Below are 21955 nucleotides of genomic sequence, written 5' to 3' on the forward strand. Positions count from 1 at the left end.
CTGTCAGATTAGTTGTGGTGACGCACGGCGCGCAGAAACTCCTGGCGGGTGTTCTGGCTGGATTTAAACAGACCGCCCAGCGACGTCGTGGTGGTCGCACTGGTGGCATCACGCACGCCGCGCGCTTTCACACAGTAGTGAACGGCGTCGATAGATACTGCCACGTTATTGGTGCCCAGCAGCGTTTGCAGCGCGGTCAGGATCTGCTGCGTCAGACGCTCCTGCACCTGCGGACGCTGAGCAAAGAACTGCACGATGCGGTTGATCTTCGACAGACCAATCACCGTATCTTTAGGAATATAAGCCACGGTCGCTTTACCGTCGATGGTCACGAAGTGGTGTTCGCAGGTACTGGTTAACGTGATATCACGTACCGTTACCATCTCATCCACCTTCATCTTGTTTTCAATGACGGTGATTTTCGGGAAATTGGCGTAATCCAGGCCGGAGAAAATTTCGTCAACGTACATTTTTGCGATACGGTGCGGCGTCTCCATCAGACTGTCGTCGCTCAGATCGAGATTCAGCAGTTGCATGATCTCGGTCATATGCCCAGCAATCAGATGCTTACGGGTTTCATTGTCCAGTTCCTGAACGGGTGGACGCAGTGGCGTTTCAAGACCACGCGCAACCAGAGCTTCGTGAACCAGGGCTGCTTCTTTACTGAGTGATGGCATTCTTTTCTCCTGCAGGTGTGGCGTCTTTTGCCCTCGTTGTGGCAAAAGTGTGCGCTCATTGTGCGTGAGGCGGCGCACATAATCCAGTATTCACGACGATAATTATTGCAATTGCTGTTGCCTTTCGGCCTGACGATCCCAGACCAGTGCGCCGCCGATGAACAGCGCGACGCCCGCCAGCCCCAGCGCAGGCTCCAGTCGGTGCGTGAGCCACGTCGACAACGCCGACGTTACCGGGCCAATCAACTGACCGATGGCATAACCAGTAGTAAGCAGTCCCGCCATGTAGCGCGTGTGATCTGGAGCCAGCTCGCGCCCATAAAGTAAAGAGAGCTGAACGGCACACAAGAACCCGCCCCCAACGAGCAAGCCGCCGGTCAGTAACCCGCCAATCCCCGGCAACAGCCAGGCTGCCAGTACGCCGGCCCCCTGCAACCACAATACGATAGCCAGCCTGCGGTTTGAGGTTGAGGTGTGGCGTAAAACGATGCTGAGCGCAATGCCCGCCACGGCGGCAATACCAAATATCGGCCAGACAAACTGGGCAAACAGACTGCCGGGAAAACGCACGGCCGCCATTTGCGATAAAAAGGTCGCCGGAAGGATATAGCCAAACCCGGCCAGGCTGTAGCTCCAGACCAGGCGCTTTAAATTCTTCGTCAGGACGAGCGGTTCCGGTGCGCTGCCCGGCCGGTGAAGTTGACCCGCACGCGGCAGATACCGGGCCACCAGCGCGATAAGCACCAGCGCCAGTACGCCGTAGATTTGCCATGCTGCACCGGCGGAGAGCGCCTTAGCCTGGATATAGACGGCGAGCAGCCCGCTGAGCGCAATACCTGCACCTGGCCCGGCAAATACCGCGGCGCTGAGACCCGGTTTCCCCAGTTGTCCCAGCCGCTCGTTGGTCCAGGCGGCAATCAGCACCATCGACCAGCCGCTCATGCAGCCAATCACAAAGCGCAGCAGGCCATGTACCACGGCGTTATCGGCCGCAGCGGAAAGCAGCGTCAGCGCAACCGCACCAAAAATACCCAACCAGAGGCGTGTTTCAACGAAGCGGTGCGCACGCATTGCATCCCATGCTCCCACCAGATAGCCCAGATAGTTCATCGCCGCCACCAGGCCCGCGCTGGTGAGCGTGAGTTGCCCGGCAGCAATCATTAGCGGCACCTGAGGGGTAAAAGCAAAGCGCCCTATCCCCATTGCTACCACCAGAACCACAAACCCACTGAGCGCGATACGCAGCGCCATGACCGCTCCAATTGTTAAAGAAAAGTTAATTTATGATGCCGCATCTTACCGTCCTGCGAAAGTGAAAGTTACTCACAGGTAAATGAAAACTCTGTATTATGGGCCGAGTGAATAGCAATTCGTATTAAGGAGCCCTGCATGGAACTGCTCGAAGAGCATCGTTGTTTTGAAGGTCGACAGCAGCGCTGGCGGCACGACTCCAGCGTACTGAACTGTGCCATGACGTTCAGCATTTTTTTGCCGCCAACTGAAACGGGCGTAAAGCCACCCGGGCTGTTCTGGCTGTCCGGTTTAACCTGTACCGACGAAAACTTCACCACCAAAGCGGGCGCGCAGCGTATTGCGGCTGAACTGGGGATTGCGCTGGTCATGCCTGACACCAGCCCGCGTGGCGATGATGTCGCCGATGATGCCGGGTACGATCTGGGCAAAGGCGCCGGATTCTACCTGAATGCGACAGAGCAGCCCTGGGCACGTCATTACCGCATGTATGATTACATTCGTGACGAACTGCCTGCGCTGGTTCAGGCCGAATTTGAGGTAAGCGACCGCTGCGCCATTAGCGGACACTCCATGGGTGGACACGGCGCGTTGATAATGGCGCTGAAAAATCCGGGAAAATACACCAGCGTGTCGGCATTTGCCCCGATTGTGAACCCCACCCAGGTGCCATGGGGTCAGAAAGCCTTCACCCATTATCTGGGCAGTGACACGGATAAATGGCAGGCGTGGGACAGCTGTGCGCTGATGCTGGCCAGCAACACGGGGGACGCCATCCCGACGCTGATCGATCAGGGCGATGCGGATCAGTTCCTCGCCGGTCAGCTACAACCTGCGGTGCTGGCCGAAGCGGCACGCCAGAAGGACTGGCCGCTGACGCTGCGTATCCAGCCAGGGTATGACCACAGCTATTACTTTATGGCGTCATTTATTGAAGATCATCTCCGCTTCCATGCGGCGCATCTGTTTAAGTAAGTTCCTCCCTTCTTGCCCGGAGGCGCTCCGTCTGCCGGGCCTCAAAACCCTATCCCTTTGAATAAAAGCCAGTTTCACCAACCAACATCAAAACACAAATGATTTCGATTATCATTTGTGTTTACAATTTCACATTCTTTTGTACAATTCCAGGCTCTTCTCCATCACAAAGAGTTCTTACAAGACAAATACATACAGTTCTCAGGGTTACCCGATGGAGTGTTTTTCTTTTTGATATGGAATGTTCAAATGACAATACCACGCGTTACGTTACTGGCTGTTGCCATCAGCGCCGCCATGCTCTCCCCTCTTGCTCACGCAGCCGACCCGGATACCGTGGTGGTGACCGCCACGGGTTTTGAGCAAAAAATCCAGAATGCCCCGGCCTCTATCTCCGTCATTTCAAAGCAGCAGATTGAAGACAAAGCTTACCGCGATGTGACCGATGCGCTAAAAGATGTCCCGGGCGTCGTCGTCACGGGCGGCGGAAGCAGCAGCGATATCAGCATTCGCGGCATGGCGTCCCAGTACACCTTGTTCCTGGTCAATGGCAAGCGCGTCAGCACACGCAGCACGCGCCCGAACAGCGATAACTCGGGCATTGAGCAAGGCTGGCTACCGCCGCTGGAGTCTATCGAGCGCATCGAAGTTATCCGCGGGCCCATGTCATCGCTCTATGGCTCAGATGCAATGGGCGGCGTAATCAACATCATTACCAAAAAAGTCTCGAATACCAAAGCCTGGACCGGATCGTTACACGGCGATGCCACGTTCCAGGAGAACCATGATTCCGGGGATATCTTCCAGACCAACGCCTACGCTTCCGGCCCGTTAATTGACGGACTGCTCGGTGCAAAAGTGACAGGCCTGCTCTCACGTCGCGCGGAAGATCAGATCCTGAACGGTTTCAATGAGCAGAAAATGCGTAACGGCGGGGTCACGCTGAACTTTACCCCAGACGAGCAGAACGATTTTGACCTCGATTTTACCCGCGAACTTCAGGACCGAAACAGCACGCCGGGCAAGTCGAAAGCGACTGAAACCTGCCGCGGGACAACCTGCACGCCAAACAGCAAAAGCGAAACCCGCTACGAACATACGACCTATTCCCTTACCCACAGCGGTTACTACAGCGACTTCAACACCACCAGCTACATCCAGCAGGAAGAGACCAATAACCCGGTTCGCAAAATGCGTTCGTATAACACCACTTTCAACAACCAGAACCAGATCTTCCTCGGCGACCATACCCTGACCCTCGGCGGTCAGTATCGCTATGAGAAGCTGCGTGACAACGGTAACCAGCTTGAGGCGGCGGACGGGCTCAACAAACTGACGCGCTGGAGCTGGGCGCTGTTTGCTGAAGATGAGTGGGCGATGACCGATAGCTTCACGGCGACCGGTGGTCTGCGTATGGATAAAGACCAGAACTATGGCACCAACTGGACGCCTCGCGGTTATGGGGTGTGGCACCTTGCAGAACAGTGGACGTTAAAAGGGGGCGTTTCTGCCGGCTACCGTGCACCGGATCTGCGTCAGTCCTCCGCCAGCTGGGGCCAGGCAACGGGCGGCGGTCGGCTGGATGGCATGATCGTGGGTAACCCGGACCTCAAGCCGGAGAAGAGCCTGAGCGAAGAGATCGCCCTGCTCTGGGATAACAATGACAGTCTTAACGCTGGCGTTACGCTGTTCAATACCGACTTCAAAAACAAAATCACTGAAGTACGCCGCTGTAACAGCAGTGCCGACCCTGCCTGTACGATTGGCGGTCATGCCTACGATTTTGTCAGCGACCGGGTCAACGTCGACAAAGCCAACATGCGCGGTGTGGAATCCACTTTCGGCTGGAAAATCACCCAGGATGTTAACTGGACGGCTAACTACACCTATACCGAATCCGAGCAGAAGAGCGGTCAGTTCTCCGGTAAGCCACTGAATAAAATGCCTAAGCATATGTTCAACACCACGCTGGACTGGCAGGCCACGCAGGATGTGGGCTTCTGGAGCCGCCTGAACTTCCGCGGCAAATCTTCTGAGTATCTCAGCCGAACCTCAATGTCACAGGGCACACCGTCTTACACGCAGGTTGATGTGGGTCTGCGTTATAACGCCAACAAGAACCTGCTGGTAACCGCAGGCGTGTATAACGTGCTGGATAAACAGATTGATTACGAGACTTACGATACCGTACTTGATGGCCGCCGTTACACTGTCGGCATGACCTACAGCTTCTGATCGCCAATAAAAAAGCCCGCTCAACCGAGCGGGCTAAAAGAGAGGAAGTGCGGTTATTGTTTTACGCGTCCCGGGAATTCCATTTCACTGTAGCGAACAAAGCGCGTCCCCTTCGTCAGTTTGTAACCAAACCAGATTATCAGGAACAGCGGAATACCGATGTAGGTCGCCGTTACACCACCCCAGTCGATACGGTCCGCAAGGAACGCTTCATAGTTCTGTCCCAGCGTAATAATCAGGCACAGAATGAAGGCGAAAATAGGCCCCAGCGGGAAGAACCCTGAGCGATACGGCAGGTCATTGATGTCATGACCTTGCATAACGTAACCGCGACGGAAGCGATAGTGGCTGATAGCAATCCCGAGCCAGGCGATAAAGCCCGTCATACCGGACGTATTGAGCAGCCACAGATACACCGTCTGGTTACCAAACATGGAGGTCAGGAAGCACAGACCGGCAATCACCGTTGTGGCATACAGGGCGTTACGCGGTACGCCGCCACGGGACAGCTTAGAAAAGATGCGTGGCGCTTTGCCGTCGCATGCCAGGGTATAGAGCATACGGGTAGACGCATACATGCCGGAGTTACCCGCTGAGAGCACGGCGGTCAGGATAACGGCGTTCATCACCGCCGCGGCGGAGAGCAGACCGGCATGCTGGAAGACCAGCGTGAACGGGCTAACGCTGATGTCTTTCACATCATTGCGCAGCAGGCTTGGATCGGTGTAAGGAATGATCAGGCTGATAATCAAAATCGCAAACACATAGAACAGCAGGATACGCCAGAATACCTGACGCACCGCGCGTGGAATGTTCTTCTCCGGGTTCTCGGATTCACCGGCAGCAATCCCGATCAGCTCGGTTCCCTGGAAAGAGAAGCCGACAATCATCGCCACGCCAATCATGGCCGAGAATCCACCCGCAAATGGCGCATCGCCAATGCTCCAGTTACTCCATCCTGCAGGTTGAGCGCCTTTGAAAATACCAACGATCATCGCCACACCGACGACGATAAAGATGATGACGGTTGCCACTTTGATCAAAGAGAACCAGTATTCCGCTTCGCCAAAACCACGCACGGAGATGTAGTTGAGCAGGAAGATCACCGCCAGGAACAGCGCACTCCAGATCCAGCCTGGCGTGTCCGGAAACCACCAGTTCATCACCAATTGTGCGGCGACCAGGTCAACGGCAATAGTAACGGCCCAGTTGTACCAGTAGTTCCAGCCCAGCGCGAAGCCGAAGCCTTCTTCAACGTATTTTTGACCGTAGGTCGAAAACGAACCGGATACCGGCATGTACGCCGCCAGTTCGCCCAGACTGGTCATCAGGAAGTACACCATCAGGCCAATCAGGATATAAGAGAAAAGTGCCCCACCCGGGCCGGCTGCCGAAATTGTTGCGCCAGAGGCAACAAAAAGACCTGTACCGATTGAACCGCCGATAGCGATCATCGTCAGGTGACGCGCCTTAAGTTCGCGACGTAGCGCGGGCGCTTCTGTGGTTTTAATTTCTGAAACCATGTGAAAATGCTGTCCCTTCAACAAATGAGGCGCGATTGTAGCAGACGATACGCGTTCCTTCCGGCAGAAATGCTCAGTTATAAGAGAGCTTCATGACTCGGCCAGGATTATAAGTAAAGCACGCATCTGCATCTCCCCTCTCCCAACGGAGAGGATCCGCATTGCGGGTTTACATGTCGCAATAGCGCAGAAAACGCTGCAGCGAGCTGGAAAGGTGTTTCTGACGATGATGAATGCACCACAGCGTGCGCACCAGTTTAGGCAACGGGAGCGGTATTTCGACCAGCGTGCCGGACTCAAGCTGTTCAGCAATCACCCGCCGGGAGAGACAGCTGATGCCCAGCCCATGACGGACCGCGTGTTTGATGGCTTCCGAGTTGCCCAGCTCCATACTCAGCCGGAAATGCGGCAGGTGGGAGAGCAGCAGGTAATCGACAATTTCACGGGTACCGGAGCCCTGTTCCCGGAGGATCCACTGCGCCTGAGCCAGCCGTTCCAGCGTCACTTCACCCTGTAATAAAGAAGAGGCAGGCGAGGCGAACACCACCAGCTCATCTTCCAGCCAGGGTTCAGCAATGATATCGACATTGTGACACGGCCCTTCAATCAAACCAATGTCCACGCGGAAATCGATCACCGCATTGATGACATCCTGGCTATTGCCAACGCTCATCTCCAGCGGCAGGGTCGGGAAATCCCGGCGATAGCGGGCAATCACTTCCGGCAGAATGTAATTACCGATCGTACTGCTGGCGTAAACGCGGATGGCCCCGTTCTCTTCGCGGAACAATTGTTCGATTTCAGTCGCCTGCTCCAGCAGTGCCAGCGCGCGCGGGTACAGCAGGCGGCCATGTTCATTGACGACCAGCCGTTTCCCCACTCTGTCGAAAAGCTGAACCCCCAGTTGCCCTTCCAGATCGGTCAGGGCCGCGCTGACCGCGGACTGGGACAACGCCAGCATTTGCGAGGCCTGCGTCGTCGACCCGCTTTTCAGCACTTCGGCAAAAACTTCCAGCTGACGCAACGTAATGTGCATGGTCACTTACCACTTATATAGATTGATTATAAGTATATAATCAATTTTATTTTTAAGCCACAACGCCGTAACCTTTTAGCCAGATAAAGGAGAAGGTTATGTCAGAACACACCTTACAGCATCAACGTACATTGTGGCACTTCGTGCCGGGTCTTGCGCTCAGCGCGGTGGTAACTGGCGTAGCGTTATGGGGCGGCAGTATTCCGGCCGTCGCCGGGGCAGGTTTTAGTGCCTTAACGCTGGCAATATTGCTCGGCATGGTGGTGGGAAATACCGTTTACCCCCATATCTGGAAGTCCTGTGATGGCGGGGTTATTTTCGCCAAACAGCATCTGCTGCGCCTCGGGATTATCCTTTACGGCTTCCGCCTGACCTTTTCACAGATTGCGGATGTCGGCGTCAGCGGGATCGCTATTGACGTCCTGACCCTGACCAGCACCTTTTTACTGGCCTGCTTTATTGGCCAGAAAGTGTTTGGGTTGGATAAACAAACCAGCTGGCTGATTGGTGCCGGCAGCAGCATCTGCGGGGCTGCCGCGGTACTGGCAACCGAGCCTGTCGTTAAGGCAGAATCCAGCAAAGTGACGGTTGCCGTCGCGACCGTGGTTATTTTCGGTACGCTGGCGATTTTCCTCTACCCGGCCATGTACCCGCTGGTTGCGCACTGGTTTAGCCCGGAGACCTACGGCATTTATATTGGTTCAACCATGCATGAAGTGGCTCAGGTGGTGGCGGCGGGTCACGCCATTAATCCGGATGCGGAAAATGCCGCGGTCATTGCCAAAATGCTGCGCGTCATGATGCTGGCTCCGTTCCTGATTATCCTGGCCGCTCGCGTAAAACAACTCGCGCCGGCAGGCAGTAGCCAGAAGAGTAAAATCACCATTCCGTGGTTTGCGATTCTTTTCATCGTGGTGGCGGTATTTAACTCCTTCCACCTGCTGCCGAAAGCCGTGGTGGATATGCTGGTCACGCTTGATACCGTCCTGCTGGCGATGGCGATGGCGGCGCTCGGGGTCACGACACACGTTAGCGCGCTGAAAAAAGCAGGTGCAAAACCGCTGCTGATGGCGCTGGTACTCTTCATCTGGCTGATCGTTGGCGGCGGTGCGATTAACCTCGCGGTACATAGCCTGATGGCATAAACCACTTCATCCTTCTCCTGTTAACCCGCTATCATACGTATTTCGGGTTAACAGGAGTCCCTTTATGAAATATGTTGGAGCGCACGTCAGCGCTGCAGGTGGCCTTGCGAATGCCGCCATTCGCGCCGCCGAAATTGAGGCGACCGCTTTCGCCCTGTTCACCAAGAACCAGCGCCAGTGGCGCGCCGCCCCGCTCACCTCTGAAGTGATTGATGATTTCAAAGCCGCCTGTGAGAAATACCACTACGGGCCGGGTCAAATCCTTCCCCACGACAGCTATCTCATTAACCTCGGCCATCCCGTGCAGGAGGCGCTGGAGAAATCCCGCGAGGCTTTTCTTGATGAAGTGCAGCGCTGCGAGCAGCTTGGACTGACGCTGTTGAACTTCCATCCGGGAAGTCATCTGATGCAGATTGACGAAGATGCCTGTCTGGCGCGCATTGCCGAATCCATCAACATCACGCTGGATAAAACCCAGGGCGTGACGGCGGTCATCGAGAACACCGCCGGTCAGGGCAGTAACCTCGGCTTTAAGTTCGAACATCTGGCGGCCATTATTGACGGCGTGGAGGATAAATCCCGCGTGGGCGTATGTATTGATACCTGCCATGCCTTTGCCGCGGGTTACGATCTGCGAACGCTTGATGAGACGAAAAAGACCTTCGATGAGTTTGAACGCATTGTGGGCTTCAAGTATCTGCGCGGAATGCACTTGAACGATGCGAAAAGCGCGTTTGGCAGTCGCGTGGACCGCCATCACAGCCTCGGTGAAGGCAATATCGGCCACGATGTGTTCCGCTTTATTATGCAGGATGCCCGTTTCGACGGTATCCCGATGGTGCTGGAAACCATTAATCCGGACATCTGGGCAGAAGAGATTGCCTGGCTGAAGGCACAGCAAACCGCTGAACAGGCGGCATAAAAAAAGCCGGGTCGCATAAGCACCCGGCTTTTTTATTGTTTTACCGCTTACGCCGCTTTCGCGACCCCTTCCGCTTCCGGACGTTTCAGCACCGCGTAAGAGAGACCTGCCACCAGCGTACCGGCCACAATCGCCAGCAGATAACCCAGCACTGGCGTGATTGCACCAGGGATCAGCAGCACGAACAGACCGCCATGTGGTGCCATCAGTTTCGCGCCAACCGCCATGGAGATAGCACCGGTTACCGCGCCCCCCACGATACAGCATGGCAGCACGCGCATTGGGTCACGCGCCGCGAACGGAATTGCCCCTTCGGTGATAAAGCACAGGCCAAGTACAAGGGCGGCTTTCCCCCCTTCCTGCTGCGCTTTGTCGAACTTACGACGTGCAATGATGGTTGCCAGGCCAAGAGCCAATGGTGGCACCATACCGGCCGCCATAATCGCTGCCATTGGCGCGTAGGTCTGGGTACTCAGCAGGCCAACACCGAATGCGTATGCTGCTTTGTTCACCGGGCCACCCATGTCGGTACACATCATGCCACCGAGAATAGCTCCCAGCAGTACCGCATTCGCAGTACCCATGGTTTGCAGCCAGTGGGTCAGACCCGCCAGGATACCCGCTACCGGTTTACCGATGAGGTAAATCATCGCCAGGCCCACCACCAGGCTGGAAATCAACGGGATGATCAGAATCGGTTTCAGCGCTTCCATACTCTGCGGCAGTTTCAGCTTCGAGCTGATAAGCTTCGCAACGTAACCCGCCAGGAAACCGGCAATGATACCGCCGATAAAGCCAGAACCGGTGCTCACCGCCAGCATACCGCCGATAAGACCCGGCGTCAGGCCCGGACGGTCAGCGATGGAGAAGGCGATAAAGCCTGCCAGCACCGGCACCATCAGGGCAAACGCGGAACCACCACCAATCTGCATCAGGGCAGCAGCCAGCGTGCCTTCTTCTTTAAACGCGGTAATACCAAACGCGAACGAGAGGGCAATACACAGACCGCCCGCCACCACCATCGGCAGCATATAAGACACGCCGGTCAGCAGATGGCGATAGGCGCCAGCTGACTCTTTCTTACCTTCCGTCGCAGTTTGCGTGGACCCCGTTGCCTGATACGGCTTCGCTTCCACCAGCGCTTTATCAAACTCCTGAGCGGTCTTTTTCAGCGCCAGGCCCGTTGACGTGCGGTACATCGGCTTACCGGCAAATTTCGCCAGGTCCACTTCGATGTCAGCCGCAACCATCACCAGATCGGCTTCAGCCACCTCTTCAGGGGTGATTGCGTTGCCCGCACCAACGGATCCACGTGTTTCAACTTTTACCCACCAGCCGCGTTTTTTCGCTTCGGTTTCAATGGCTTCAGCCGCCATAAAGGTATGAGCCACGCCCGTCGGGCAGGCCGTGATCGCCACGATACGTTTTGGTCCGGACGCGGCAACCGGCGCCGCGACCGGTGCGCTGTAAACAGACGCATGACCTTTCGCTTCGCTCAGGAAAAGTTCCGGGTGTGCCACCGCGCGATTGATGTCGCCCAGCCACACTTTTTTGCCATTCAGCGCACTGTCAGCGGGAATTTTATCCCCCAGAACAATCACCATTTCGGCGTCGCCCGGGTTATCCGTCATCTCAAGATGTGCTTTGTTCGCCGCCGCTCCCAGCAAGGTCTTCGCCATATAGGCGCGAGCCTGTCCGAGACCGGAGTCAATGATCAGCAGCGTTTTCATTATTCCTCTCCTGCTGTTAGTTAAAAGGTTTTAAGTCAACGCGCGCCATCATCGCGGCTAACTGGGTACGATCGGTAATACCGACATTGCTCTGGCTAACGGCCAGGGCAGCAACGGCGGTGGCAAGACGTAAAGTATGTTCACTGGATTCACGCATCAGCAGGCCATAAATCAGACCGCCAACCATTGAATCCCCTGCGCCAACGGTGCTGACAACGTCAACCGATGGCGGTTTGGCGATCCATTCGCCAGAAGCGTTAACCCACAGCGCCCCTTCTGCACCAAGAGAGATAACCACGTGAGCGATACCCTGCTCGCGCAGCGCATGGGCAGCGTCAATCACATCTTTTAATTCTGGCAGCTTACGGCCAGCCCAGATCTCCAGTTCGCGGCGATTCGGCTTCACCAGCCACGGCGAGGCTTTCAGGCCGGCGACCAGCGCGTCACGGCTGCTGTCAAAAATAATGCATGGGCACTGGCTTCGCAGACGCGTCATCCAGTCGGTGAACGCTTCAGGGCTCACGCCGGACGGCAGGCTGCCGCTGACGCAGACCATGTCGAACTGACCAAGCCAGGTCAGAGAGTCGTTCACGAAGCGCTCCCAGTCTGACGGAGTCACCTCGAAGCCTGAGAAGTTCAGATCGGTCACTTCGCCGTCTTTCTCCGTCAGCTTGACGTTGATACGGGTACGGCCCTGAACAACCTGAAAACGATTAGCAATCCCCAGTTCGCTGAACAGCTGCTGGAAACCATCCTGGTTATCTTTACCGAGGAATCCGCCCACGGTGACATCGATACCGAGATCCTTGAGCACTTTCGCGACGTTAATCCCTTTACCTGCAGCATGCAGGCCAGTGGTACGCACGAGGTTTACTTCGCCGCGCTCAATCTCCGGGCAAAACCCCACCAGGTCGTATGCCGGGTTCAGCGTAATAGTCGCAACACGTCTGCTCATTATGCGCCCTCCCCCAGACCTGCCGCGATGGCGTCGCCAATCGCTTTCAGCGCCTGTTCAGCATCAGCACCCTGTGCGGTAAAGCGCAGACGGTGACCTTTCTTCACGCCCAGCGCGACAACTTTCATCAGGCTACGACCGTTGGCCGGTTTGCCCGTGCCATCAAGGTTAGTCACGGTAATCTCACTTTCGAATTGTTTAATGGTATTCACCAGCATGGTGCCAGGACGGGCATGCAGGCCGTGCTCGTTACGCACTACAAACTCAGCGGTCAGCACGTCATCAGTCAGCACATCATCGCTGGTCAGCAGCGCCAGCAGCGTGCTTGCGTCAGCGTTCAGCAGTTTTTCAGCCTTGTCATTCAGCAGCAGATCGCCAAGACGTTTTAGCACGGAAACCGGCTGTTCATCGGTCATCGCGACGGTGACCAGCATCGCAGCGTGCGCGCCCTCAACGTCAAACGCGTTGGCCGCGCGGCTCACCGCGATAGCGCTACGCAGGTTGCCTTCAGCACTGTCGTTCAGCCAGATACCTTGTCCCAGGTTCAGCGGCTTCTCATTGATAACGCGCGTGATAAAGGACGCGTCTACCGCACCGGCTTCTTTCAGGCGGCCTGCGTTCAGCGCCTGCAGCGTGACCAGATCGCTCGCCACGACATCCAGGGTCAATGTTTCATTATCCAGTTTCAGCGCTTCACTCTGTTTTTCGCCCATCAGCAACGCGCGCAGCTCTTCCGCCGTCGTCGCGGACTTCAGCTGTTCAGCCACCGAATCATCGCTCAGCACATGCGTCAACTGACGCAGCAGGCCCAGGTGCTCGTCACTGCTGGCAGCGATACCGATTGCCACGTAAGCAACCTGACCGTCGCCCCACACCACACCCTGAGGGAACTGATAAACCTGAACGCCGGTTTTCAGCACCTGATCGCGGGTGTCCGTTGTACCGTGCGGAATGGCAATGCCATTGCCGAGGAAAGTGGAGGTCTGCTGCTCGCGCGCCAGCATGCCGTTAACGTAGCCGTCCGCGACATTACCCGCCTGCACAAGGGCAGCGGCAACCTGGCGAATGGCCTCTTCTTTGTTCCCGGCCTGAGCGCCCGGGTGGATATCCTGAACAGATAACTGGAACATGGTTCTCCTCTCCTGCTGAACTTGAATCGTTTCAGCTTAAATGAGAAAAAATGCGCTAGCCTGCTCCGTTTGTTAAAACAAGATAGCGCTGAAACGTTTCAAAAAGTCTTGCGCTTTCTGCTTAACCTTGCAAGAAAAGTTACAAATGGCGATGCAGAATTTAGAGATACAGCACATTTCTTCTTCGCTCAGCTGAATCTTGCTGACGTTCAGCAAGTCAGTTTCAGCTAAGTTCAGCCCGCGACTGTTAATTGAAATGGCATTTTGATTTTTCGTGGCGAAATTGACCGCAGTACCTGTTTATTTTCTGACAAGCGTCGTACACTCCGCGTCTCTTTATGACTTGCTGATACTGAAAGTATGCATAACACCCCTGCCGCCGCCTCGCCAAAACCCTTTGATTTGACGTCCACGGCGTTTTTGATTGTTGCCTTCCTTACCGGCATTGCCGGGGCGTTACAGACGCCCACGCTGAGCCTGTTTCTGACCAATGAAGTCCACGCCCGTCCGGCAATGGTTGGCTTCTTTTTTACCGGCAGTGCCATCATCGGCATTCTGGTGAGTCAGTTTCTGGCGGGGCGTTCCGACAGAAAAGGCGATCGTAAAAGTCTGATCGTCTTTTGCTGCCTTCTCGGGGTGTTTGCCTGCGTGTTGTTTGCTTTTAACCGCAACTATTTCATCCTGCTGTTCGTGGGGGTGTTCCTGAGCAGCTTCGGTTCCACGGCGAACCCGCAGATGTTCGCCCTCGCCCGCGAGCACGCCGACCATACCGGTCGTGAAGCGGTGATGTTCAGCTCTATTCTGCGTGCCCAGGTGTCGCTGGCATGGGTCATTGGCCCGCCGCTGGCGTATGCCCTGGCGATGGGGTTTGGCTTTACGATAATGTACCTGAGTGCGGCTGTCGCGTTTGTGGTGTGCGGCACCATGGTGTGGTTCTTCCTGCCGTCGATGCGCAAAGAGCCCAAAGTGGCTTCAGGCGTACTGGAAGCCCCGCGCCGTAACCGTCGTGATGCGCTGCTCCTGTTTGTTATCTGTACGTTGATGTGGGGAACAAACAGCCTTTATATTATCAACATGCCGCTGTTTATTATTGATGAGCTGCATCTGCCAGAGAAGCTGGCGGGCATTATGATGGGAACCGCGGCCGGGCTTGAGATCCCGACCATGCTGATCGCGGGCTATTACGCGAAGCGTTTCGGAAAGCGTTTTTTAATGCGCATCGCGGCTGTCGCAGGACTGCTGTTCTATATCGGTATGCTGACGGTGCACACGCCGGGACTCTTGCTGGCATTGCAGCTTCTCAACGCCATTTATATCGGCATACTCGCCGGGATTGGCATGCTCTACTTCCAGGACCTGATGCCAGGCCAGGCAGGCTCCGCCACCACCCTTTATACCAATACCACTCGCGTGGGCTGGATTATTGCAGGCTCAATGGCCGGCATCGTGGCCGAGATCTGGAGCTATCACACGGTATTCTGGATTGCGCTGGTGATGTGTACGCTGACGATAGGGTGTCTGGCGCGAATTAAGGACGTTTAAGGGGCGGTGAGCGCTTCCAGCTCAAGAAGGTAGGTGATCGCCTGCATGCGCGTGCTGCCGCACATCTCCGCGGACGGCTGAAGGCCGGAACAGACTTTCGGGCGCAGCGGTGAACCAAAAATCATGCACAGGTTATTTTCAGCAAGCTGCACGCAGCGGGTATTGGCAGGTTTGCCGTCCGGCATGCCAGGAATGGGGCTTGAAATGGACGGTGCGGTACAACACGCGCCACAATCGGGACGACAATCCATACAGGCTCTCTTTCGCTGAAGAACGCCCGCGCAGTCGGGCATTGCGCGCACAGTAACACCTTTTGTGTATTGATAGCAAAAGCCACGAATTCCGCTTGCCTGAAAGGCCGAGCACGAGTAATTTGGCGCGATATTTTTTACCACCCGTAAACAGGATTACTGCAATGCCAAGAGCGAACGAAATTAAGAAAGGTATGGTACTGAATTACAACGGCAAGCTGCTGATTGTGAAAGATATCGATATTCAGGCCCCGAGCGCCCGTGGTGCAGCAACGCTGTACAAAATGCGTTTCGCCGATGTGCGTACCGGTCTGAAAGTGGAAGAACGTTTTAAAGGTGACGATATCGTTGATACCGTGACCCTGACCCGCCGCTATGTTGATTTTTCCTACATTGATGGCAACGAATACGTGTTCATGGATAAAGAAGATTACACCCCGTATATCTTCACCAAAGATCAGATTGAAGAAGAACTCCTCTTTATTCCTGAAGGCGGGATGCCTGACATGCAGGTTCTGACCTGGGATGGCGTGCTGCTGGCGCTGGAGCTGCCGCAGACCGTGGATCTGGAAATCGTGGAAACGGCTCCGGGCATCAAAGGTGCATCCGCAAGTGCCCGCAACAAACCAGCAACCCTGACGACCGGTCTGGTGGTGCAGGTGCCAGAATACCTCTCCGCGGGCGAGAAAATCCGCATCCATATTGAAGAAAAACGCTATATGGGTCGCGCAGACTAATGCGCTATTCGCCCGGTGGCACAACGCCACCGGGCAACAGACGTTACAGCAGTTCCGGGTATTTCGTCATCTTCAGCGCCAGCTCAACGCCCCGCACTTCCGCCATGCCTTTCAGACGACCAATCGCCGAATAACCTGGGTTCGTTTTCTTACGCAGATCGTCCAGCATCTGGTGACCATGATCGGGACGGAACGGGATAGGACGAACGTCACCCGCGTGCTTACGACGTACCTCTTCCGCCAGAATCGCATCCACTACCGCGACCATATTCACATCGCCGCCCAGGTGCGCTGCTTCATGGAAGGTTTTTGGATTATCCTCACGACAGGTCGCACGCAGATGCGTGAAGTGAATACGATCGCCGAAGGTTTCAATCATCTGCACCAGATCGTTATCCGCACGCACGCCGTAAGAGCCGGTACACATGGTGAATCCGTTATAGATACTGTCCACGGTCTCTTTCAGCCACTGCATATCTTCAATCGTGGACACGATTCGCGGTAAACCGAGAATAGGACGCGGAGGATCGTCCGGGTGCACAGCCAGGCGTACGCCCGCTTCTTCCGCTACCGGTACGATAGCGCGCAGGAAAAACGCCATGTTTTCACGCAGCTGGTTTTTATCAATATTCCCGTATTCCGCCAGTCGCGCGCGGAACTGATCCAGCGTATAGCCCTCTTCAGCGCCCGGCAGGCCAGCAATAATATTGCGGGTCAGCTTTTCAATCTCGGCGTCACTGGCTGCGTTAAACCACGCGAGCGCCTGCTGCTGCTCTTCAGCCGTGTAATCGGCTTCTGCACCAGGACGTTTCAGGATGTGCAGCTCAAATGCGGCAAAGGCAATCTGATCGAAACGCAGCGCTTTTGAGCCGTCCGGCAACGTGTACTCAAGATCGGTGCGCGTCCAGTCAAGAATGGGCATGAAGTTATAGCAAACAGTATCAATACCGCAGGCCGCCAGGTGACGAATGCTCTGCTGGTAGTTGGCAATCCAGGTCTGATAATCACCTGAATGGGTTTTGATATCTTCGTGAACCGGGATGCTTTCCACCACAGACCAGGTCAGGCCTTTTTCCGCCAGCAGCGCCTGACGCTTTTTGATTTCTTCAATCGGCCATACCTGACCATTAGGAATGTGATGCAGCGCCGTCACGACACCCGTTGCGCCAGCCTGACGCACATCATCAAGAGAAACCGGATCGTTCGGCCCGTACCAACGCCAGGTCTGTTCCATTGCCTCACCTCTAAAGTTGTTATACCAATATGGATGACTACGATGACGACTACCATACATGTTTGCCGTAAAGGGTCAACACACCGCCACACATTGATTGATCAAACTCACACTTCGGGGATATTTACGGCTCACCAATTTTATTTGCTGTCATATAACTTTACACTGGCGTTGTTAATTAATGGTTAATCAGGTGTGTATTTCATGAAGACAATTGCCTCCACCTCGCTTCCTGCCCATGTCCAGCTCCCTCGCTACGATCGTAAGCAGTTACGCTCTCGCATCGTCCATTTTGGCTTCGGCGCATTTCACCGCGCGCATCAGGCCTTGTTAACAAACCGGGTGCTGAATGAGAAAGGCGGCGACTGGGGTATTTGTGAGATTAGCCTCTTCAGCGGCGACGTGCTGATGAGCCAGTTGCGCGCACAGGATCATCTCTTCACCGTGCTGGAAAAAGGGGCGGAGGGAAACCAGCCGATTATCGTCGGTGCCGTCCATGAATGTCTGAACGCAAAACTGGATTCTCTGCCTGCCATCATTGAGAAATTTTGTGAACCTCAGGTCGCCATTGTGTCGCTCACCATCACAGAGAAAGGTTATTGCATCGATCCCGCCACCGGTAATCTGGATTTGCACAACCCCCGGATCGTTCACGATCTGGAGAACCCGTCTGAACCGCACTCCGCACCCGGGATCCTGGTCGAGGCGCTCCACCGCCGCCGTGAACGCGGTTTGTCCGCTTTTACCGTCCTCTCCTGCGACAACATCCCTGATAACGGCCATGTGGTGAAAAACGCGGTACTAGGGATGGCCCAGAAACGCGACCCGGCGCTGGCAGAGTGGATTAATTCACATGTGAGCTTTCCGGGGACCATGGTCGACCGAATTGTCCCTGCCGCGACCGAGGCGTCGCTGGCAGAAATCACGAAAGAGCTTGGAGTAGAAGATCCTTGTGCTATCAGCTGCGAACCGTTTATTCAGTGGGTAGTGGAAGACAACTTTGTTGCCGGACGCCCGGCATGGGAAGTGGCTGGTGTACAAATGGTGCAGGACGTGCTGCCGTGGGAACAGATGAAATTGCGCATGCTCAACGGCAGCCACTCTTTCCTCGCGTATCTGGGCTACCTCGCCGGGTATGCGCACATCAACGAATGTATGGAAGACACCGCTTTTCGCGAAGCCGCACGTCGGTTAATGCTGAATGAGCAGGCTCCTACGCTGCGTATTAAGGATGTCGACCTCACGGCTTATGCCGATAGCCTGCTTGAACGCTTTGCCAATCCGGCACTGCAGCACCGGACCTGGCAAATTGCGATGGACGGAAGCCAGAAATTGCCGCAACGCATGCTGGATGGGATCCGCATCCATCTTGAACGTAAAACCGCGTGGCCGCTGCTGGCCCTGGGCGTTGCAGGCTGGATCCGCTACGTCAGCGGAACCGACGAGCGTGGCGACGCAATTGATGTGCGCGATCCGCTGAGCGATAAAATCCGCACCCTTGTTGCAGCCAGCAGCGACGCTGAGCGCGTCAACGCCCTGCTGGGGCTGAGTGAAATCTTTGGTCACGATCTCGCACAAAATAGCATTTTCGTGGAGGCCATCAGCCAGGCCTATCAGCGCATCGCCCGCCATGGCGCGCGTCAGGCTGTTATCGAAACGTTAAATATTTAGCGATTATTGCGCTTAAGGCGAACGGCGATTGCCTCCGTTCGCCCTCCCCCTTCTCATTGCGCCCGTTTTTCGCCAGGATGATGGATAATTGTTATAGCATCACAATTATCGACTGGAGCGCACGTGACCAAAACCAACCTCATTACCGGTTTTCTCGGCAGCGGTAAAACCACCTCAATTCTCCACCTGCTGGCCAATAAGGATCCGGCAGAAAAATGGGCCGTACTGGTCAATGAATTTGGCGAAGTGGGTATTGATGGCGCATTACTGGCAGACAGCGGCGCGATGATCAAAGAGATCCCCGGTGGCTGCATGTGCTGCGTAAATGGTCTGCCGATGCAGGTCGGGCTGAATACGCTGCTGCGTCAGGGCAAACCAGACCGTCTGCTGATTGAACCGACCGGGCTGGGTCATCCGAAGCAAATTCTCGATTTACTGACCGCACCGGTCTACGAGCCGTGGATCGATCTGCGTGCCACGCTGTGCCTGCTGGACCCCCGTCAGCTGCTGGATGAAAAAGCCGTGACCAACGAGAACTTCCGCGACCAGCTCGCCTCGGCAGATATTATCGTCGCCAATAAAGAGGATCGCGCAACGGCGGAAAGCCAGTCCGCGCTGGAGACATGGTGGCAGCACTTCGGTGGCAACCGTCAGCGGGTGCAGACCACCCAGGGGAAAATTGATAACGCCCTGCTTGACCTGCCTCGCCTGAACCTGGCGGCGCTCCCGGCAAGCGCGGAACATGCCCACAGCCATCCGCAAAAACAGGGTCTGGCTGCCCTGAGTCTGCCGGAGCACCAGCGCTGGCGTCGTAACCTTAACAGCGGCCAGGGCTATCAGGCCTGCGGATGGATTTTCGATGCGGATACCGTATTCGACACCATCGGCATACTCGAATGGGCCAGACTGGCTCCGGTCGATCGTGTTAAAGGGATCATGCGCACACCGGACGGGCTGGTGCGGATCAACCGTCAGGGCGAAGATTTCTTTATCGAAACGCAAAATGTGGCGCCACCTGATAGCCGAATAGAGTTAATTAGTGCGGTTAACGCCGACTGGAATGCCCTGCAGTCCAGCCTGTTGAAGCTTCGTTTAAGTTTGGGCGGCTAACGTTGCCCCAGATTTCACTCTATGCTGAATGTTATGACGACTCGACTTCCCCTGATATTACTGCTTAATGTCGCCGGTCTGGCGCTCTTTTTCTCCTGGTATATCCCGGCGAATCATGGTGTCTGGTTTCCGCTGGATTCTGCCATTTTTCACTTCTTCAACCAGGAACTGGTGAAGAGCGAAGCCTTCCTGTGGCTGGTTGCTATCACGAATAACCGCGCCTTTGACGGCTGCTCGCTGCTGGCGATGGGCGGCCTGATGCTCTCTTTCTGGCTGAAAGAGGACAAAACAGGACGCCGCCGTATTCTGATTATTGGTTTGATGATGTTGCTGCTTGCGGTGGTAATTAACCAGCTGGCAACGGCCATTATTCCGGTTAAGCGTTCCAGCCCAACGCTCTTCTTCCCCGATATTTATCGCGTCAGCGAGCTGCTGCATATTCCAACGAAAGATGCGTCGAAGGCCAGTTTCCCGGGCGATCACGGAATGATGCTGCTTATTTTTTCCGGCGTGATGCTCCGCTATTTCGGCCGAAAAGCCTTTGCGATAGCCCTGATTATTTTTGTGGTTTTTGCCTTCCCACGGGTAATGATTGGCGCTCACTGGTTTACTGATATTGCTGTCGGTTCGCTCTCTTCTGTGCTGGTTGCGCTGCCGTGGTGTCTGATGACACCGCTGAGCGACAAGATAATAGCCGTGTTCGATCGCTACCTCCCCGGCAAAACGCAACAAATCAGAAACCAATAATTAACCTTAATTAACACTATGCATCAGGGATCGTTTTGATCCTTGATGTATTTTTCTCTCCTTCCGCCCCCTCCCGTCATCATTTCGTCACAATATTCGTGATAAAAATGAATGTGTTGCACGGTTTTTAACCTTTATCGTGCGTTTTTTGAACAATTATCAATTTTTACTTTCTGTATCACAATTTCTTATAAAAAAAAGGCTTTTTTTGCTCGCAATACCCCAGGCAATCGGTTAATCTCGAACTCGTTTTGCCCCATAGAGATAATTATTTCGCTGGTGAATAAATTTGTGCGCTACGCCACAAATGTGATCAGAAAGAATTGTCTCATTGTGAACAGATAATTAGTCTCGTCACGTTTGGCATTTTTTATAACGATATTTGTCGTTAAGGACTTCAAGGGATAATAAACAAAATGGTCAAATCTCAACCGATTTTGAGATATATCTTACGGGGGATCCCGGCGATAGCAGTGGCGGTACTGTTATCTGCATGTAGTACATCGAACACCGCAAAGAATATGCATCCTGAGACGCGTGTTGTGGGAATGGAAGATTCCTCGTCACTGCAAGCCTCTCAGGATGAATTTGAAAATATGGTACGTAATCTGGACGTGAAGTCCCGTATTATGGACCAGTATGCTGACTGGAAAGGCGTGCGTTATCGTCTTGGCGGCAGCACCAAAAAAGGCATTGATTGTTCCGGTTTCGTACAGCGTACTTTCCGTGAGCAGTTTGGGTTAGATCTTCCGCGTTCAACTTACGAACAGCAGGAGATGGGCAAGTCGATTTCACGCACTAAACTGCGCACCGGGGATTTAGTCCTGTTCCGTGCGGGTTCGACAGGTCGACATGTTGGCATCTACATTGGCAATGACCAGTTTGTACATGCCTCCACCAGCAGCGGTGTGACCATTTCCAGCATGAACGAACCTTACTGGAAGAAGCGCTATAACGAAGCGCGCCGCGTACTGACCCGCAGTTAAAATAATCATTGTATCGTTGGTTATCCCTTGGCCGGCGATATGATAAAAAAAAGCACTGCTTCGGCGGTGTTTTTTTTTGCCCGTTACACTGAATACAT

Annotated in this window: 19 protein-coding genes; 10 read left to right on the forward strand and 9 right to left on the reverse strand. The window is 54.8% G+C overall.

Annotated features, from left to right (window positions below; genetic code table 11):
* Positions 1–8: 8 nt before the first annotated feature.
* Both folE and L462_RS12400 read right to left on the reverse strand, forming a co-directional pair.
* A complete protein-coding gene (gene folE / locus L462_RS12405; RefSeq protein ID WP_020883194.1) occupies positions 9–677 on the reverse strand; it encodes a GTP cyclohydrolase I FolE in 669 nt (222 codons plus the stop codon).
* Between the two features lie 102 nt (positions 678–779).
* Complete coding sequence (locus L462_RS12400) at positions 780–1928, reverse strand: YbfB/YjiJ family MFS transporter (protein ID WP_032678574.1); 1149 nt, start codon at positions 1926–1928, stop codon at positions 780–782.
* 138 nt (positions 1929–2066) lie between these two features.
* On the opposite strand from L462_RS12400, the gene fghA reads away from it, so the two are divergent.
* Together fghA and L462_RS12390 are read left to right on the forward strand one after the other, a co-directional pair.
* Positions 2067–2903, forward strand: coding sequence for an S-formylglutathione hydrolase (fghA, locus tag L462_RS12395; RefSeq protein WP_032678575.1), 837 nt, complete (start codon positions 2067–2069; stop codon positions 2901–2903).
* A gap of 249 nt (positions 2904–3152) precedes the next feature.
* Positions 3153–5138 (forward strand): ligand-gated channel protein, encoded by a 1986-nt coding sequence (locus tag L462_RS12390; RefSeq protein ID WP_032678576.1) that lies wholly within the window; start codon positions 3153–3155, stop codon positions 5136–5138.
* 53 nt (positions 5139–5191) lie between these two features.
* Here L462_RS12390 and L462_RS12385 read toward each other — a convergent pair whose 3' ends face one another.
* Together L462_RS12385 and yieE are read right to left on the reverse strand one after the other, a co-directional pair.
* On the reverse strand, positions 5192–6661 hold the full coding sequence (locus L462_RS12385) for an amino acid permease (RefSeq protein WP_020883191.1): 1470 nt from the start codon (positions 6659–6661) through the stop codon (positions 5192–5194).
* Between the two features lie 169 nt (positions 6662–6830).
* The gene (gene yieE / locus L462_RS12380; protein ID WP_032678577.1) at positions 6831–7697 is read right to left on the reverse strand and encodes a DNA-binding transcriptional regulator YeiE; all 867 of its coding nucleotides are present in this window, start codon (positions 7695–7697) and stop codon (positions 6831–6833) included.
* A gap of 98 nt (positions 7698–7795) precedes the next feature.
* On the opposite strand from yieE, the gene L462_RS12375 reads away from it, so the two are divergent.
* Positions 7796–8842 carry a YeiH family protein gene (locus L462_RS12375; RefSeq protein WP_032678578.1) on the forward strand — a complete coding sequence of 349 codons (1047 nt, stop codon included), beginning with the start codon at positions 7796–7798 and terminating at the stop codon, positions 8840–8842.
* 64 nt (positions 8843–8906) lie between these two features.
* Positions 8907–9764 carry a deoxyribonuclease IV gene (nfo, locus tag L462_RS12370; RefSeq protein WP_032678579.1) on the forward strand — a complete coding sequence of 286 codons (858 nt, stop codon included), beginning with the start codon at positions 8907–8909 and terminating at the stop codon, positions 9762–9764.
* A 47-nt stretch (positions 9765–9811) separates the two neighbouring features.
* Here the strand turns inward: nfo and fruA are convergent, their stop codons facing one another.
* The 3 genes from fruA to fruB are packed head-to-tail and all read right to left on the reverse strand — an operon-like array spanning position 9812 to position 13579.
* A complete protein-coding gene (fruA, locus tag L462_RS12365) occupies positions 9812–11494 on the reverse strand; it encodes a PTS fructose transporter subunit IIBC (protein ID WP_025203638.1) in 1683 nt (560 codons plus the stop codon).
* Between the two features lie 16 nt (positions 11495–11510).
* Complete coding sequence (gene fruK / locus L462_RS12360) at positions 11511–12449, reverse strand: 1-phosphofructokinase (protein WP_014170919.1); 939 nt, start codon at positions 12447–12449, stop codon at positions 11511–11513.
* A complete protein-coding gene (fruB, locus tag L462_RS12355) occupies positions 12449–13579 on the reverse strand; it encodes a fused PTS fructose transporter subunit IIA/HPr protein (protein ID WP_032678580.1) in 1131 nt (376 codons plus the stop codon). The genes fruK and fruB overlap by 1 nt, the downstream gene beginning before the upstream one ends.
* 360 nt (positions 13580–13939) lie before the next feature.
* Here fruB and setB point away from each other — a divergent pair, with 360 nt between their 5' ends.
* A complete protein-coding gene (gene setB, locus L462_RS12350) occupies positions 13940–15121 on the forward strand; it encodes a sugar efflux transporter SetB (protein ID WP_032678581.1) in 1182 nt (393 codons plus the stop codon).
* On the opposite strand, the gene L462_RS12345 is transcribed toward setB, so the two are convergent.
* The gene (locus L462_RS12345; protein WP_032678582.1) at positions 15118–15372 is read right to left on the reverse strand and encodes a YkgJ family cysteine cluster protein; all 255 of its coding nucleotides are present in this window, start codon (positions 15370–15372) and stop codon (positions 15118–15120) included. The genes setB and L462_RS12345 overlap by 4 nt on opposite strands.
* 164 nt (positions 15373–15536) lie before the next feature.
* Between L462_RS12345 and yeiP the strand changes: the two genes are divergently transcribed.
* On the forward strand, positions 15537–16109 hold the full coding sequence (yeiP, locus tag L462_RS12340) for an elongation factor P-like protein YeiP (RefSeq protein ID WP_008500940.1): 573 nt from the start codon (positions 15537–15539) through the stop codon (positions 16107–16109).
* Between the two features lie 43 nt (positions 16110–16152).
* On the opposite strand, the gene uxuA is transcribed toward yeiP, so the two are convergent.
* Complete coding sequence (gene uxuA / locus L462_RS12335) at positions 16153–17343, reverse strand: mannonate dehydratase (RefSeq protein WP_032678583.1); 1191 nt, start codon at positions 17341–17343, stop codon at positions 16153–16155.
* Positions 17344–17547: 204 nt separating this feature from the next.
* Here uxuA and L462_RS12330 point away from each other — a divergent pair, with 204 nt between their 5' ends.
* The 4 genes from L462_RS12330 (at position 17548) to mepS (ending at position 21857) form a co-directional block, all read left to right on the forward strand.
* A complete protein-coding gene (locus tag L462_RS12330; RefSeq protein ID WP_032678584.1) occupies positions 17548–19014 on the forward strand; it encodes a mannitol dehydrogenase family protein in 1467 nt (488 codons plus the stop codon).
* Between the two features lie 123 nt (positions 19015–19137).
* Positions 19138–20124, forward strand: coding sequence for a CobW family GTP-binding protein (locus L462_RS12325; RefSeq protein WP_014170928.1), 987 nt, complete (start codon positions 19138–19140; stop codon positions 20122–20124).
* A 33-nt stretch (positions 20125–20157) separates the two neighbouring features.
* Positions 20158–20871 (forward strand): phosphatase PAP2 family protein, encoded by a 714-nt coding sequence (locus tag L462_RS12320; RefSeq protein ID WP_025203633.1) that lies wholly within the window; start codon positions 20158–20160, stop codon positions 20869–20871.
* A gap of 416 nt (positions 20872–21287) precedes the next feature.
* On the forward strand, positions 21288–21857 hold the full coding sequence (gene mepS, locus L462_RS12315; protein ID WP_014170930.1) for a bifunctional murein DD-endopeptidase/murein LD-carboxypeptidase: 570 nt from the start codon (positions 21288–21290) through the stop codon (positions 21855–21857).
* Positions 21858–21955 lie beyond the last annotated feature (98 nt).

The organism is Enterobacter sp. BIDMC 26 (assembly GCF_000534435.1).
Classification (GTDB): Bacteria; Pseudomonadota; Gammaproteobacteria; order Enterobacterales; family Enterobacteriaceae; genus Enterobacter; species Enterobacter ludwigii.

What these genes read in the sequence shown, in the direction of transcription:
- uxuA (WP_032678583.1), bottom strand. Translation starts at nt 17,343, where the DNA reads ATGGAACAGACCTGGCGTTGGTACGGGCCGAACGATCCGGTTTCTCTT.
- fruA (WP_025203638.1), bottom strand. Translation starts at nt 11,494, where the DNA reads ATGAAAACGCTGCTGATCATTGACTCCGGTCTCGGACAGGCTCGCGCC.
- L462_RS12320 (WP_025203633.1), top strand. Translation starts at nt 20,158, where the DNA reads ATGACGACTCGACTTCCCCTGATATTACTGCTTAATGTCGCCGGTCTG.
- setB (WP_032678581.1), top strand. Translation starts at nt 13,940, where the DNA reads ATGCATAACACCCCTGCCGCCGCCTCGCCAAAACCCTTTGATTTGACG.
- L462_RS12330 (WP_032678584.1), top strand. Translation starts at nt 17,548, where the DNA reads ATGAAGACAATTGCCTCCACCTCGCTTCCTGCCCATGTCCAGCTCCCT.
- L462_RS12375 (WP_032678578.1), top strand. Translation starts at nt 7,796, where the DNA reads ATGTCAGAACACACCTTACAGCATCAACGTACATTGTGGCACTTCGTG.
- folE (WP_020883194.1), bottom strand. Translation starts at nt 677, where the DNA reads ATGCCATCACTCAGTAAAGAAGCAGCCCTGGTTCACGAAGCTCTGGTT.
- fruK (WP_014170919.1), bottom strand. Translation starts at nt 12,449, where the DNA reads ATGAGCAGACGTGTTGCGACTATTACGCTGAACCCGGCATACGACCTG.
- L462_RS12345 (WP_032678582.1), bottom strand. Translation starts at nt 15,372, where the DNA reads ATGGATTGTCGTCCCGATTGTGGCGCGTGTTGTACCGCACCGTCCATT.
- nfo (WP_032678579.1), top strand. Translation starts at nt 8,907, where the DNA reads ATGAAATATGTTGGAGCGCACGTCAGCGCTGCAGGTGGCCTTGCGAAT.
- yieE (WP_032678577.1), bottom strand. Translation starts at nt 7,697, where the DNA reads ATGCACATTACGTTGCGTCAGCTGGAAGTTTTTGCCGAAGTGCTGAAA.
- mepS (WP_014170930.1), top strand. Translation starts at nt 21,288, where the DNA reads ATGGTCAAATCTCAACCGATTTTGAGATATATCTTACGGGGGATCCCG.
- L462_RS12385 (WP_020883191.1), bottom strand. Translation starts at nt 6,661, where the DNA reads ATGGTTTCAGAAATTAAAACCACAGAAGCGCCCGCGCTACGTCGCGAA.
- L462_RS12390 (WP_032678576.1), top strand. Translation starts at nt 3,153, where the DNA reads ATGACAATACCACGCGTTACGTTACTGGCTGTTGCCATCAGCGCCGCC.
- fruB (WP_032678580.1), bottom strand. Translation starts at nt 13,579, where the DNA reads ATGTTCCAGTTATCTGTTCAGGATATCCACCCGGGCGCTCAGGCCGGG.
- L462_RS12400 (WP_032678574.1), bottom strand. Translation starts at nt 1,928, where the DNA reads ATGGCGCTGCGTATCGCGCTCAGTGGGTTTGTGGTTCTGGTGGTAGCA.
- fghA (WP_032678575.1), top strand. Translation starts at nt 2,067, where the DNA reads ATGGAACTGCTCGAAGAGCATCGTTGTTTTGAAGGTCGACAGCAGCGC.
- yeiP (WP_008500940.1), top strand. Translation starts at nt 15,537, where the DNA reads ATGCCAAGAGCGAACGAAATTAAGAAAGGTATGGTACTGAATTACAAC.